Here is a 13,561-nt window from a genome sequence, read left to right as displayed (position 1 = left end):
GCGACATCACTGCTCAGATCATTTGCATGAATGGATCTCGATGAGGCAAATCGATGCATCACACACCGCACACGCCGGGGTCTTGGCTAGTCTCACTGGTCTGGTTGCGGGGCGAGCATATCCGAGCGGCTTGCTAGTCGATTGACAATGGATCGCTTTTGCATGAAGGTGTGCTCACCCAAATCAAACGGGCGTATGAATCGAGCGTTTGCCACGCAAACGCCGTCAGCCCCGGTTTATCGTGTCGGTGGGTGTCGTTTCACCGAGATCGGTGAAGGTCTTCGGACCGGAGACGTGCGACACGTAACGTTCAGCTTCCATACCGTGGAGATCAGTTGATGATTTACGAAGGTAAAGCCATCACGGTTAAGACTCTTGAGAGCGGCATCGTCGAATTGAATTTCGATCTCAAGGGTGAGTCCGTCAACAAGTTCAACCGCCTCACCCTCAACGACCTGCGCCACGCTGTCGACGCCATCAAGGCCGACGCTTCGGTCAAGGGCGTTATCGTTACCAGTGGCAAGGACGTGTTCATCGTCGGCGCCGATATCACCGAATTCGTCGACAACTTCAAGATGCCTGATGAGGAGCTGGTAGCCGGCAACCTCGAAGCCAACAAGATCTTCAGCGACTTTGAAGACCTTGGCGTTCCTACGGTCGCCGCCATCAACGGTATCGCACTGGGTGGCGGTTTCGAGATGTGCCTGGCTGCTGATTTTCGCGTCATGTCCACCAACGCCAAGGTGGGTCTGCCGGAAGTCAAGCTGGGCATCTACCCAGGCTTCGGCGGCACCGTGCGCCTGCCGCGTCTGATCGGTGTCGACAATGCTGTCGAGTGGATTGCTTCCGGTAAGGAAAACCGCGCTGAAGAGGCGTTGAAAGTTCGTGCCGTCGATGCGGTCGTTGCTCCTGATCAGTTGCAGGCCGCCGCTCTGGATCTGGTCAAGCGCGCCATCTCCGGCGAACTGGATTACAAGGTCAAGCGTCAGCCAAAACTGGACAAGCTCAAGCTCAACGCCATCGAGCAGATGATGGCTTTCGAAACCTCCAAGGGTTTCGTTGCCGGCCAGGCCGGGCCGAATTATCCGGCGCCAGTCGAAGCGATCAAAACCATTCAGAAAGCCGCCAACTTCGGTCGTGACAAGGCGCTGGAAGTCGAGGCCGCTGGCTTCGTCAAGCTGGCCAAGACCTCGGTTGCGCAGAGTCTGGTCGGCCTTTTCCTGAGTGATCAGGAGCTGAAGAAAAAGGCCAAGAACTATGACAAGCAGGCCCGTGAAGTGAAGCTGGCTGCTGTGCTCGGCGCTGGCATCATGGGCGGCGGTATCGCCTATCAGTCGGCGGTCAAAGGCACGCCGATCCTGATGAAGGATATCCGCGAAGAAGGCCTGCAGATGGGTTTGAACGAGGCCTCCAAGCTCCTCGGTAAGCGCGTCGAAAAGGGTCGTCTGACTCCGGCGAAGATGGCTGAAGCGCTTAACGCCATCCGCCCGACCACGTCCTATGGCGATTTCGGCAACGTCGATATCGTCGTCGAAGCCGTGGTGGAAAACCCCAAGATCAAGCAGTCGGTTCTGGCTGAGGTCGAAGGGCTGGTACGTGATGACGCGATCATCGCTTCCAACACCTCCACCATTTCTATCAGCCTGCTGGCCCAGGCGCTCAAGCGTCCGGAAAACTTCTGCGGCATGCACTTCTTCAACCCGGTGCACATGATGCCGCTGGTGGAAGTGATCCGTGGCGAAAAAACCAGCGAAACCGCCATCGCTACCACCGTTGCTTATGCCAAGAAGATGGGCAAGAGCCCAGTGGTGGTCAACGATTGCCCGGGCTTCCTGGTCAACCGCGTACTGTTCCCGTACTTCGGTGGTTTTGCCCGTTTGGTCAGCGCAGGCGTGGATTTCGTCCGCATCGACAAGGTAATGGAAAAGTTCGGCTGGCCGATGGGCCCGGCCTACCTGATGGACGTCGTTGGTATGGACACCGGCCACCATGGCCGCGACGTCATGGCCGAAGGTTTCCCGGATCGTATGAAGGACGATCGCCGCACTGCGGTTGATGCCTTGTACGACGCCAATCGCCTAGGCCAGAAGAACGGCAAGGGCTTTTACAGCTACGAGATGGACAAGCGCGGCAAGCCAGCCAAGGTCGTGGATGCGAGCGTCCAGGAAGTGCTTGCGCCGATCGTTTACGAGCAGCGCGAAGTCACCGACGAGGACATCATCAATTTCATGATGATCCCGCTGTGTCTGGAAACCGTCCGTTGCCTGGAAGACAAGATTGTCGAGACCGCCGCCGAAGCCGATATGGGTTTGATCTACGGCATCGGTTTCCCACCTTTCCGCGGCGGTGCACTGCGCTACATCGATTCGATCGGTGTTGCCGAGTTCGTGGCACTGGCCGACAAGTATGCCGACCTGGGCCCGCTGTATCAGCCGACTGCGAAGCTGCGCGAAATGGCTGCCAACGGCCAGCGCTTCTACGGTTAATCGAGGAATAGAGATAATGAGCCTTAATCCGAGAGACGTCGTCATTGTCGACTTCGGCCGTACCCCGATGGGTCGTTCCAAGGGCGGCATGCACCGCAACACACGCGCCGAAAGCATGTCCGCGCACCTGATCGATGGTGTGCTGGCGCGCAATCCGAAAATCGATCCGGCCGAAGTGGAAGATGTGATCTGGGGCTGTGTCAACCAGACCCTGGAGCAGGGTTGGAACATCGCCCGCATGGCCTCGCTGATGACCCGTATTCCTCATACCAGCGCCGCGCAGACTGTCAGCCGCTTGTGCGGTTCGTCGATGAGCGCGCTGCATACCGCCGCCCAGGCGATCATGACCGGCAACGGTGACGTATTCGTCGTCGGTGGTGTCGAGCACATGGGTCACGTCGGCATGATGCACGGCGTCGACCCGAACCCGCAGCTGTCCCTGTATGCCGCCAAGGCATCCGGCATGATGGGCCTGACCGCCGAAATGCTGGGCAAGATGCATGGCATCACCCGAGAGCAGCAGGACGCGTTCGGTGAGCGCTCGCACCGGCTGGCGCACAAGGCGACCGTCGAAGGTATGTTCAAGGATGAAATCATCCCGATGCAGGGCTACGACGAGAACGGTTTCCTCAAGATTTTCGACTATGACGAAACCATTCGTCCGGAAACTACGCTGGAAAGCCTCGCGGCGCTGAAGCCCGCATTCAACCCCAAGGGCGGCACTGTGACGGCTGGTACATCCTCGCAGATTACTGATGGTGCGTCCTGCATGATCGTGATGTCGGCGCAGCGAGCGCAGGACCTCGGCATCCAGCCGATGGCTGTGATCCGCTCCATGGCACTGGCCGGTGTCGACCCGGCGATCATGGGTTACGGCCCGGTGCCGGCCACCCAGAAGGCGCTCAAGCGTGCCGGCCTGACGATGGACGACATCGATTACGTCGAGCTCAACGAAGCCTTTGCCGCCCAGGCTTTGCCTGTGCTTAAGGATCTCAAACTCCTCGACAAGATGGAGCAGAAGGTAAACCTGCACGGCGGCGCAATCGCGCTGGGCCATCCGTTCGGTTGCTCAGGAGCCCGTATTTCCGGCACCCTGCTGAACGTGATGAAGCAGAACGGCGGCACCCTTGGCGTGGCTACGATGTGTATTGGCCTGGGTCAAGGTATCACCACGGTGTTCGAACGCGTCTAAGCTGTTCGGGACACAGAAGCCGGGGCCTCGTGCCCCGGTTTTCATTTATAGGTATGTCGTTTTTTTCCAGAGGCAGTGGTCATGCAGGTTACGCCTGGTCGTTATCGTCATTACAAAGGCCCCGAGTACCGGGTTTATGCGGTTGCCAGACATTCCGAGACGGAAGAGTCCGTTGTGTTCTATCAGGCGCTATATGGGGACTTCGGCCTTTGGGTACGCCCGCTTTCGATGTTCACCGAGACGGTAGAAGTCGACGGCGAAACGCTTCCCCGTTTCGCCCTGATCGAAGCCGAACCCAGCCACTTTTAACCGCTGCCTGGGCAAGCTGGCTTAACCCTTGCGCTTGACCTCAGCGCTATCGCCACTATATATAGCGGTGCTTTTCGGACAGAGTAAAAGCGACTCCACTCTGTTTTGGCGGTACAAAACCACCGGGCAGCCAAGCTGCCAATAGGTTTTGGCCGTGGATATGAAGGATTTTCCGGAGCATATGAATGCTTCTGTGCAGCTCTGGAAAGCGCTGCTTCGCTTCTTTCCTGGCAACCTGCACATCGCGTTGCGACGCGACGTTTAGGCACCGCCGATCAAACTTCTCAGTTCACCTCTCGATTCAGGAACTCTCCTCTCCATGGGTAAATCGCTGGTCATCGTGGAATCACCGGCCAAGGCCAAGACAATCAACAAGTATTTGGGCAACCAATACGTGGTGAAGTCGAGTATCGGCCACATCCGCGACCTTCCTACCAGCGGTTCCGCAGCTCGGGAGCCGGCCAAGCGTGGCAAGGCGGCCGCCACCGAAGCCCCTGTGCTTTCCCCGAAGGAAAAAGCCAAGCGTCAGCTGTTCACTCGTATGGGCATCGATCCCGAGCATGGCTGGAAAGCGAAGTATGAAATCCTGCCGGGCAAGGAAAAGGTCATCGATGAATTACGGCGTCTAGCCAAGGAAGCCGACACCATCTATCTCGCGACCGACTTGGATAGAGAGGGAGAGGCGATCGCCTGGCATCTGCGCGAGTCGATTGGTGGAGACGACAGCCGCTTCAAGCGGGTGGTGTTCAACGAAATCACCAAGAAGGCCATTCAGGAAGCCTTTTCCAAACCGGGCGAACTCGACATCAATCGGGTCAATGCGCAGCAGGCGCGGCGCTTCCTTGACCGTGTGGTGGGATACATGGTTTCGCCACTGCTGTGGCAGAAAATCGCTCGCGGCCTGTCCGCCGGTCGTGTGCAGTCTGTTGCTGTGAAGCTTGTGGTCGAGCGTGAGCGCGAAATCCGCGCATTTGTTCCTGAAGAATACTGGGAAGTGCACGCGGATCTGGCCACCGCCGAGCCGGCCAAGGTCCGCTTCGAAGTCGCCCGCGAGAATGGCGAGGCGTTCAAGCCGCTGAATGAAAGCCACGCGATGGCTGCGCTGGAAAAGCTCAAGGGCGCCAGCTACAGCGTAACCAAGCGTGAGGACAAGCCGACCAGCAGCAAGCCATCGGCACCCTTCATCACTTCAACGCTGCAGCAGGCGGCTAGCAATCGCCTCGGCTTCGGCGTGAAGAAGACCATGATGATGGCGCAGCGCTTGTACGAGGCCGGTTACATCACCTATATGCGTACCGACTCGACCAATCTCTCCGTCGACGCTGTGACTATGGTGCGCGGCTTCATAGAGGACGAGTTCGGCAAGAAGTACCTGCCGGACAACCCGATTGTTTATTCGAGCAAGGAAGGCGCCCAGGAGGCGCACGAGGCGATTCGCCCGTCCGATGTCAACTTGCGCCCGACACAGCTAACCGGTATGGAGCGCGATGCTGAGCGCCTTTACGATCTCATCTGGCGCCAATTCGTGGCCTGTCAGATGCCGCCAGCACAATATTTGTCCACCAGCGTCACCGTTACCGCAGGCAACTTCGAACTTCGTGCCAAGGGTCGTATTCTCAAGTTCGACGGTTACACCAAGGTAATGCCGCAACAGAGCAAAAGCGGTGAAGACGATGTCCTGCCGGATATGAACAAGGGCGACGGGATGAAGCTGCTCAAGCTTGACCCAAGCCAGCATTTCACCAAGCCGCCGGCACGTTTTTCCGAAGCGAGCCTGGTCAAGGAAATGGAGAAACGCGGCATTGGCCGACCGTCCACCTACGCGGCGATCATCTCGACCATTCAGGATCGTGGCTATGTGTCCTTGCAAAATCGCCGGTTTTATTCCGAGAAGATGGGCGACATCGTTACCGAACGACTTTCAGAAAGCTTTAACAACCTGATGGACTACGGCTTCACTGCCGGCATGGAAGAAAACCTCGACGACGTGGCCCAGGGCGAGCGCGAGTGGAAGCACGTACTCGACGAGTTCTACGGCGATTTCAGGAAGAAGCTTGAAATGGCGGAGGCCAGCGACAACGGCATGCGTGCCAACCAGCCGACGCTAACCGATATCCCGTGCAAGGTGTGCGGCCGTCCAATGATGATCCGCACCGCTTCGACCGGTGTGTTCCTCGGCTGCTCCGGTTACAGCCTGCCGCCGAAAGAGCGCTGCAAGTCGACGGTCAATCTGATTCCTGGCGACGAGATTGCTGCCGACGATGAGGGTGAGTCGGAATCGCGTGTGCTGCTCGGCAAGCATCGCTGCCCAATTTGCAGCACGGCGATGGACGCCTATCTGCTGGACGAAACGCGCAAGCTGCATATTTGCGGCAATAATCCAGATTGCACCGGCTACGAGATCGAGCAGGGCCAGTACCGCATCAAGGGCTACGAAGGTCCGAGTCTAGAATGCGATAAGTGCGGCAGCGAGATGCAGCTCAAGACGGGCCGCTTCGGCAAGTTCTTCGGTTGCACCAACGCCGAGTGTAAGAACACACGCAAGTTGCTCAGGAGTGGCGAGGCGGCACCGCCAAAGATGGATGCGGTGAAGATGCCGGAACTCAAGTGCGAAAAGGTCGAGGATACTTACGTGCTGCGTGACGGTGCGTCCGGCCTGTTTCTCGCCGCCAGCCAGTTCCCGAAGAATCGCGAAACCCGCGCGCCTCTGGTGCTGGAGCTGATTCCGCACAAGGATGAGATCGATCCGAAGTACCACTTCCTGTTAAGTGCGCCGCAGAAGGATCCGGAAGGTCGCCCAGCCGTTATCCGCTTCAGTCGCAAGACCAAGGAGCAATATGTGCAGACCGAGGTCAATGGTAAGCCGACGGGCTGGAAGGCATTCTTCGATGGCGGCAAGTGGAAGGTAGAAGACAAGAGCGCCAAATAGATCAACAGCCGATAAGGGCGCTTGAGGCTGAACGCCGGACGAGAAAGCGGCTTCAGCCTCGACCAAGGCAAGTGTTCGGATTGCGATTCCTGCATCTGCCGCCATACTTTCCCAGCTACCTGCTGATCTACGAGAGCGACCGCTATGGCTCATGAGCTGTACACCCGAACCAATCAGAAGATCTATTTCGCCGGGCTGACGCTTGAGAGCTGGCGACGGGCCGAGGAAAAAGGTGCGCTGAATGCTCCGGGGCTGATCCAGGCGGAGCGTGAGGCCAGTCTGTTTCATCTGTACGGCGCACTGCTGGGGCTTTGCCACGAGATTGCCGGCTACTATCGCCTGCCGGGTGCGAACGCGCCGCGAGCAGAGTTGCTGCTTACACATTCGCCGCAGAATTCATCGTCGAGTCCAGAGCTGGCTGAGTTGGTCGAGTTGGCCGAGCATTCCGAAACCTGGCTTGCGCGATTGCTGCAGGCCCATGCGGCACTGTTCGAGCCGCCTAGCGCGCCCGTCAAGGCCAAGACCGACCCAGCCATGCCATTGATCGAAGCGGTCAGCGTGGGCGAGGAAGCGCCGGTACTGACGCATGCCGAAGTCGAGTCCTGGCGGCAGAACATGAAGGATCTGGCGCTGCGCTTTCGGGAATCGCTTACCGAATGGTAAAGGCCTAAGCACGAAACCGTCTGGCTATTCCGCTCTGGTTGGGACCTTGTGCTTGACCCGTAAGACCAAGGCGATGCCGCCCAGGATTGCGAGGCCGGAGATCAATAGTCGGCCGGTCAGGGTTTCCCCGAGAAGCAGACTGCCGGCCAGCGCAGTGATAAGGGGCACGCTCAGCTGGACGCTGGCAGCCTGTATAGCCGCGAGGCCGGGCAGCGCGGCGTACCAGATGGCATAGCCGATACCGGACGTCAGCCCTCCGGATAAGAGCGCATAGATCACACCGGCCGTGTCCCACTTGAGCGAGGCCAGCGCCAGCAGGCAAAGCACAGCAGTGATCGGTAGCGTGCGGATGAAGTTTCCAGCTGTTGCGGCCAGCGGATCTGGCGTTCCTCTTCCCAATAGCGAATACGCGCCCCAGGCGATGCCCGATAGCACCATCAGCAACGAAGCTGCAACGGCCGGGGTGCTCGTGCCTGGAAGAAGAAGCGCGACCAGTCCCCCTCCTGCCAGAAACAGCCCAACCACTTGCAGGCGATGCAGCCGCTCCCCTCTGGTGAGCCCCCAGGCAATCATGCTCAACTGCACTGCACCGAACAGCAGCAGCGCGCCGGCACCGGCATCGAGATGCAGGTAGGCGTACGAGAAGGCTGCCGCATAGACGAAGAGCGCCAGGGCGCCGTACCAACTGCCGGACTTCACTGAAGGTCGTTTGCGCAGGAATAACAATAACCACAGCATCAGAGCGCCGGCTAACAGGCGCAACGCGGTAAAGCTGGCAGGGTCGATCTGGCTGTCACGCAATGCAGCACGGCAAAGCAGTGAGTTCCCCGCGAAGGCAAGCATGGCCAATGCTGTCAGCAGCAACGTTCTGGCGGTCATTCGACAGTTTCCTTGGGGCGAATGGCGCTGCCCGACTGCTGTTCGGACGGCGATGAGACGCCATCCTACTGCGCCGTTGAGCTTTGGCGCACCTGCATTTGGCAACCACCCCCTCGCTCTGAAAGCGGTATGGCATCGTTCTCGTACCGAGAAGCCAAGGGCTGTCTGCACGCTGGTCGGCTGGTACAATGCGCGCCTTTCACGGGGAGCAGACTCATGCCAACGTCTTTTCTGGAAATCGTCGAGCTACCCGACGGCAGCATTGTGCTGCGTCGCGCTGAGGACGAAGGCGTGCTGGTCACGCTGGATTTCTCTGACGATGCCAAGGAGTTCCTGCAAGGTCAGCATGTCGAAATTGCCAAGGCAATGTTCAGCGTCGGTGTGCAGATGGCAGGGCGAGTATCGGAAGGGGAATTCGAACGGGAAGAGGGGCCGCATGTGCTGCACTGATGCGGACTGCCCGGTTGCCATTGCGGCTGGGCGGGATTTTGGCACTTCCTTGTGCCGGGTAGATCAAAGGGTTCAGTTACCCATACGTATGTTCAGGCTTTGCGCGCTGCCCTGATCAGCCGCAGCGTGCAGTTTCAGCCGGCTGGCCCTGTCGAGGCGCCCCAGCCAGGTAATCACCGTATGGCTGCAACCTGACATCAGTGCCTTGCACGCCAATTCCAATGCGCCTTGGGTCTCGCGGGACTGTAATAACAGAATACGGTCGCGGTTGAGCCCGGTTTCCCGCAACCAGCTTTGCGACAATGATGCAGGCGGCGCGATCAACGTCAGCCAGCGTGTATCAGTCGCCTCACTAAGCTCGCGCAGAATGGGGGCGAGCAACAGACGGCAATGACCACTGCTGCCGCTCAAGGTCATTTCGCTCAGGCAGTCGTCGGCAGGCTGCGGGGTGACGCAAGCCACCTCCCCGAACGGCGCCAAGCGATGAGCGATCAGCCCTTCGAATAAAGAAAGCTGTGGTGGTTTGCCTGCGATGGGTTGGGGTTGATACTGCATGAACCTCTCCTCAGCAGGCTGTTGAAACTACCTGCGTTGCCAATACGTCGTTAAAACAGCCTCGTCTCGCTATCTCGGCTACGTTTTTCAACGGCCGGCTAGCGGCGAATCACGCCGACACTCAAGCCTTCGATAACCAGTTCCTGTTGTTCGAGATCCACTTCGATGGGGGCAAATTCGGGGTTCTCAGCGAGCAGCCAGACCTTGTCGCCTTCGCGCTTGAAGCGCTTCACCGTTACTTCATCGTCAATCCTAGCCACAACGACCTGACCATTGCGTGCCTCACGCGTGGTATGTACGGCAAGCAAATCACCATCGAGGATGCCGATGTCCTTCATGCTCATGCCATGCACGCGCAGCAGATAGTCGGCCTTGGGGTGGAAGAATGACGGGTTGATCTGGCAGGACTCTTCGACGTTTTGCTGGGCAAGAATTGGCGCGCCGGCTGCGACCCGGCCGATAACGGGTATACCGCTCTCTTCGGCGGCAGGTTCGAATCCGGGAATACGTATCCCGCGCGAGGCGCCGGGCGTCATCTCGATAGCGCCTTTTCGGGCCAGCGCCTTAAGGTGCTCTTCAGCGGCGTTGGGAGATTTGAACCCTAGCTGCTGAGCGATCTCCGCGCGAGTCGGCGGGTAGCCGTTGTCTTCCAGGCAGCGTTTGATGAAAGCTAGGATTTCCGACTGGCGAGGGGTCAGCTTGATCATGAGCGGTCTCTGTTCTTTTATACAGTGACTGGGATTATATACAGTGCCTTGTGCTTGGCAATCTTTGTTTGGTTGAGGGCTGCGCTGGCTTGGTGCAAGCTTTGGTTGCGACGGCTAGGCGCTCGGGCGCTTTCATGGTTGACTTGGCTGTGAGTGAAACGTAAGTTTCAAACAAGTGTTCGTCAGTGGGGAGGGGGCATGGCGCAGTCGGAAACAGTGGAGCGTATTCTTGATGCAGCGGAACAGCTGTTTGCTGAAAAAGGCTTCGCCGAAACTTCGCTTCGCCTGATCACCAGCAAGGCCGGGGTCAACCTGGCGGCAGTGAACTACCACTTCGGTTCGAAAAAGGCGCTTATCCAGGCAGTGTTCTCTCGTTTCCTCGGGCCGTTCTGCGTGAGCCTTGAGCGAGAGCTGGACAAGCGGGAAGCTAAGCCCGACAAGAAGGACAGTCTCGAAGAGTTGCTGGAGATTCTGGTCGAGCAGGCGCTTGCGGTGAAGCCACGCAGTGGCGACGATCTGTCGATTTTCATGCGCCTGCTGGGTTTGTCATTCAGTCAGAGCCAGGGTCACCTGCGCCGTTATCTTGAGGACATGTACGGCAAAGTGTTTCGCCGGTACATGCACCGAGTGCACGAGGCGGCGCCTTCGATACCGCCAATCGAGTTGTTCTGGCGCGTGCATTTCATGCTCGGTGCAGCGGCGTTCAGCATGTCGGGCATCAAGGCGCTGCGGGCCATTGCCGAGAACGATTTCGGTGCCAGGACTTCCATCGAACAGGTCATGCGCATGATGATTCCATTTCTTGCTGCCGGTATGCGCGCCGATTCCGGCGTTGTGGATTCGAGTCTGGCCCACGCCCACCCCATCGCCCGGCGCAACGCCCTGGCGATGCCCGCTAAGGGTTGAGGTGCACGACTGCGGATCGATCGGCTAAGCTAGCCGCCCATGTCTGATCTCGATTTTCTTCATATCTCGATTGCCGACCAGATGCTCTACGGATTTTCCGATGGCAGGCTGCGCGTTCGGCTGCCTGTGTCTACCGCTCTTAACGGTGCTGGCGAGCGCAACGGTTCCGGCTGCACGCCTCGTGGTCGCCACCAAGTCCGTGCGCGCATTGGTGAAGGGCTGCCCTCCGGGGCCGTTTTGCGCGGCCGGCGCTGGACCGGTGAAGTCTGGAATTCGGGCCTGGACGAGCAGTTTCCCGGGCGCGACTGGATTCTTTCCCGAATCCTCTGGCTCAGCGGATGCGAGCCCGGACACAACCGGATGGGCGAGGTAGATACCTTTCGTCGTTACATCTATTTGCATGGCACGCCTGACGTAGAACCCATGGGCGTACCGCTTTCTCACGGTTGCATCAGGCTGCGCAATGCCGATTTGCTCGATCTTTTCCCGCTGGTTCCGGCTGGTTGTGCCGTTCAGATAGGCGAAGCAGCGTGTCCGGATTGGTCGAGCGCAACGCTGAACTAAGGATTTGCTCAATATCATGCAAGGCTCATTGATGCTGGACATCGCCGGCACCTGGCTGACTGCCGAGGATCGCCAGTTGCTACGCCAGCCGGAGGTAGGCGGACTGATTCTGTTCGCTCGCAATATCGAAAATCCTCGTCAGGTGCAGGAGTTGTGTTGCGCGATTCGTGCCGTGCGGCCCGATGTTCTGTTGGCTGTCGATCAGGAAGGCGGGCGCGTTCAACGGCTGCGGCGCGATTTTGTTCGCTTGCCAGCGATGCGCGACTTCGCTTCGCACGCCGATGCGTTGGCGTTGGCAGAAGCTTGTGGCTGGGTAATGGCGACCGAAGTGCTGGCGGTCGGGCTGGATTTCAGCTTCGCGCCGGTACTCGACCTGGATCATCAGCGCAGCGCAGTAGTCGGGACCCGCGCGTTCGAGGCCGACCCGCAGCGGGCCACCGAACTTGCCGGGGCGTTCATCAAGGGCATGCGTAGCGCCGGGATGGCGACCACAGGCAAGCACTTCCCTGGTCATGGCTGGGCCGAGGCTGATTCTCACGTTGCGATTCCGGTCGACGAACGTGGTCTGGACGCGCTGCGCGCGCATGATCTGATCCCATTCCGGCAGTTGGCGGGCGAGCTAGACGCGGTGATGCCTGCGCATGTGATCTATCCGCAGGTGGACGACAAGCCGGCCGGCTTTTCACGACGCTGGCTGCAGGACATATTGCGCAACGAGCTGGGCTTCCGCGGGGTGATCTTCAGCGATGACTTGTCGATGGCCGGTGCGCATGTGGCAGGGGATGCCGCGAGTCGCATCGAAGCGGCACTGACGGCAGGCTGCGACATGGGGTTGGTGTGCAACGACCGTGGCGCTGCCGAGCTGGCCCTGTCGGCGCTGCAGCGTCTCGGTGTGCAACCGTCGCCGGCACTGGCGAAGATGCGCAGCCGTGCGGCAGGCTCGCTGGAATACAAACAGGATCCGCGCTGGCGCGCATCGATCGCCACGCTCAAAGCAGCCGAACTGATCGTTTGACCAAGGAAGCATGATGACTGTCCACGCCATTATTGGCGGCACCGGCCTGACCGAGTTGCCCGGTTTTACCCTGCGTGAAGCCATTTACATGGAAACCCCATACGGTCCGCCGTCGGCCGACATCCTGCGCGGCGAGTATGCCGGCAAAGATGTGTTGTTTCTGGCCCGTCACGGACACCCGCACCGCATCCCGCCGCATCAGGTGAACTACCGCGCCAATTTATGGGCACTGAAGAAGGCCGGAGCGCAGGCGATCATCGCGGTGAACGCGGTCGGCGGCATTCATTCGGCGATGGGTTCTGGCCATCTGTGCGTACCGCATCAGCTCATCGACTATACCTACGGGCGCGAGCACACCTTCTTCGAGGGCGACATCGAGCATGTCACCCATGTCGATTTCAGCTACCCCTACGACGAAACCCTACGTCAGCGCCTTATCGCTGGTTTGTCTGCCGAAGGCTATCTGTTCAGCAGTCATGGCATCTACGGCTGTACCCAAGGACCAAGGTTGGAAACGGTTGCCGAAGTCGCCAGGATGGAGCGAGATGGCTGCGATATCGTGGGTATGACGGGGATGCCCGAGGCGGTCCTCGCCCGAGAGCTAGAGCTGCCTTATGCCTGCCTGGCGCTAGTCGTCAATCCTGCTGCCGGCAAAACCACCGGCGTCATTACCATGGCGGAAATCGAGGCGGCACTGGCGGAGGGGATCTTCAAGACCCGGGCAGTGCTAGCCCGCGCGCTCGCTGGTTAGCCCGGCGGGCAGTTGGCTTCCTAGAAGAGCGAACGGCTGCGTCGGCAAGTGCCGCAATGGTTCCGTACGCCGCAATGGTGGTAGCAAAGACGTAGCGGAGACATGCTAGCTTCGCCAAAACAACCCATTGCAGCCAATCCGCCGCTTGCTACACT

Annotated in this window: 13 protein-coding genes; 10 read left to right on the top strand and 3 right to left on the bottom strand. The window is 59.1% G+C overall.

Translation table 11 applies throughout. The features are described from left to right. Positions 1 to 338: 338 nt before the first annotated feature. The 5 genes from fadB (at position 339) to AC2LD7_RS02565 (ending at position 7,579) form a co-directional block, all read left to right on the top strand. Complete coding sequence (gene fadB, locus AC2LD7_RS02585) at positions 339 to 2,486, top strand: fatty acid oxidation complex subunit alpha FadB (protein ID WP_484596299.1); 2,148 nt, start codon at positions 339 to 341, stop codon at positions 2,484 to 2,486. A 16-nt stretch (positions 2,487 to 2,502) separates the two neighbouring features. Then, a complete protein-coding gene (gene fadA / locus AC2LD7_RS02580; protein ID WP_484596298.1) occupies positions 2,503 to 3,678 on the top strand; it encodes an acetyl-CoA C-acyltransferase FadA in 1,176 nt (391 codons plus the stop codon). A gap of 81 nt (positions 3,679 to 3,759) precedes the next feature. After that, a complete protein-coding gene (locus AC2LD7_RS02575; protein WP_484596297.1) occupies positions 3,760 to 3,987 on the top strand; it encodes a DUF1653 domain-containing protein in 228 nt (75 codons plus the stop codon). A gap of 319 nt (positions 3,988 to 4,306) precedes the next feature. Further along, positions 4,307 to 6,916: a type I DNA topoisomerase gene (gene topA / locus AC2LD7_RS02570; RefSeq protein ID WP_484596296.1), complete on the top strand. Its 2,610-nt coding sequence runs from the start codon at positions 4,307 to 4,309 to the stop codon at positions 6,914 to 6,916. A gap of 144 nt (positions 6,917 to 7,060) precedes the next feature. Then, positions 7,061 to 7,579 (top strand): DUF6586 family protein, encoded by a 519-nt coding sequence (locus AC2LD7_RS02565; protein WP_484596295.1) that lies wholly within the window; start codon positions 7,061 to 7,063, stop codon positions 7,577 to 7,579. Between the two features lie 24 nt (positions 7,580 to 7,603). On the opposite strand, the gene AC2LD7_RS02560 is transcribed toward AC2LD7_RS02565, so the two are convergent. Next, on the bottom strand, positions 7,604 to 8,458 hold the full coding sequence (locus AC2LD7_RS02560; RefSeq protein WP_484596294.1) for a DMT family transporter: 855 nt from the start codon (positions 8,456 to 8,458) through the stop codon (positions 7,604 to 7,606). Positions 8,459 to 8,674: 216 nt separating this feature from the next. Here AC2LD7_RS02560 and AC2LD7_RS02555 point away from each other — a divergent pair, with 216 nt between their 5' ends. Then, positions 8,675 to 8,908: a hypothetical protein gene (locus AC2LD7_RS02555; RefSeq protein WP_484596293.1), complete on the top strand. Its 234-nt coding sequence runs from the start codon at positions 8,675 to 8,677 to the stop codon at positions 8,906 to 8,908. Between the two features lie 72 nt (positions 8,909 to 8,980). Here the strand turns inward: AC2LD7_RS02555 and sulA are convergent, their stop codons facing one another. Further along, a complete protein-coding gene (gene sulA / locus AC2LD7_RS02550) occupies positions 8,981 to 9,463 on the bottom strand; it encodes an SOS-induced cell division inhibitor SulA (protein ID WP_484596292.1) in 483 nt (160 codons plus the stop codon). A gap of 98 nt (positions 9,464 to 9,561) precedes the next feature. After that, complete coding sequence (gene lexA, locus AC2LD7_RS02545; protein WP_484596291.1) at positions 9,562 to 10,170, bottom strand: transcriptional repressor LexA; 609 nt, start codon at positions 10,168 to 10,170, stop codon at positions 9,562 to 9,564. A 198-nt stretch (positions 10,171 to 10,368) separates the two neighbouring features. Between lexA and AC2LD7_RS02540 the strand changes: the two genes are divergently transcribed. From AC2LD7_RS02540 to AC2LD7_RS02525, 4 genes are read left to right on the top strand one after another with little or no spacing between them, the layout of a single operon-like run. Next, positions 10,369 to 11,076 carry a TetR/AcrR family transcriptional regulator gene (locus AC2LD7_RS02540; protein ID WP_484596290.1) on the top strand — a complete coding sequence of 236 codons (708 nt, stop codon included), beginning with the start codon at positions 10,369 to 10,371 and terminating at the stop codon, positions 11,074 to 11,076. A 39-nt stretch (positions 11,077 to 11,115) separates the two neighbouring features. Then, positions 11,116 to 11,640, top strand: a complete 525-nt coding sequence (locus AC2LD7_RS02535; RefSeq protein ID WP_484596289.1) for a L,D-transpeptidase family protein — start codon at positions 11,116 to 11,118, stop codon at positions 11,638 to 11,640. A gap of 16 nt (positions 11,641 to 11,656) precedes the next feature. Beyond that, positions 11,657 to 12,655 carry a beta-N-acetylhexosaminidase gene (gene nagZ / locus AC2LD7_RS02530; RefSeq protein ID WP_484596288.1) on the top strand — a complete coding sequence of 333 codons (999 nt, stop codon included), beginning with the start codon at positions 11,657 to 11,659 and terminating at the stop codon, positions 12,653 to 12,655. 13 nt (positions 12,656 to 12,668) lie between these two features. After that, complete coding sequence (locus AC2LD7_RS02525) at positions 12,669 to 13,406, top strand: S-methyl-5'-thioinosine phosphorylase (protein WP_484596287.1); 738 nt, start codon at positions 12,669 to 12,671, stop codon at positions 13,404 to 13,406. Positions 13,407 to 13,561 lie beyond the last annotated feature (155 nt).

It is taken from the genome of Stutzerimonas sp. (assembly GCF_982611455.1).
The sequence above is the reverse complement of the archived record's forward strand: the minus strand, read 5'-3'. Positions and strand labels throughout refer to the sequence as shown.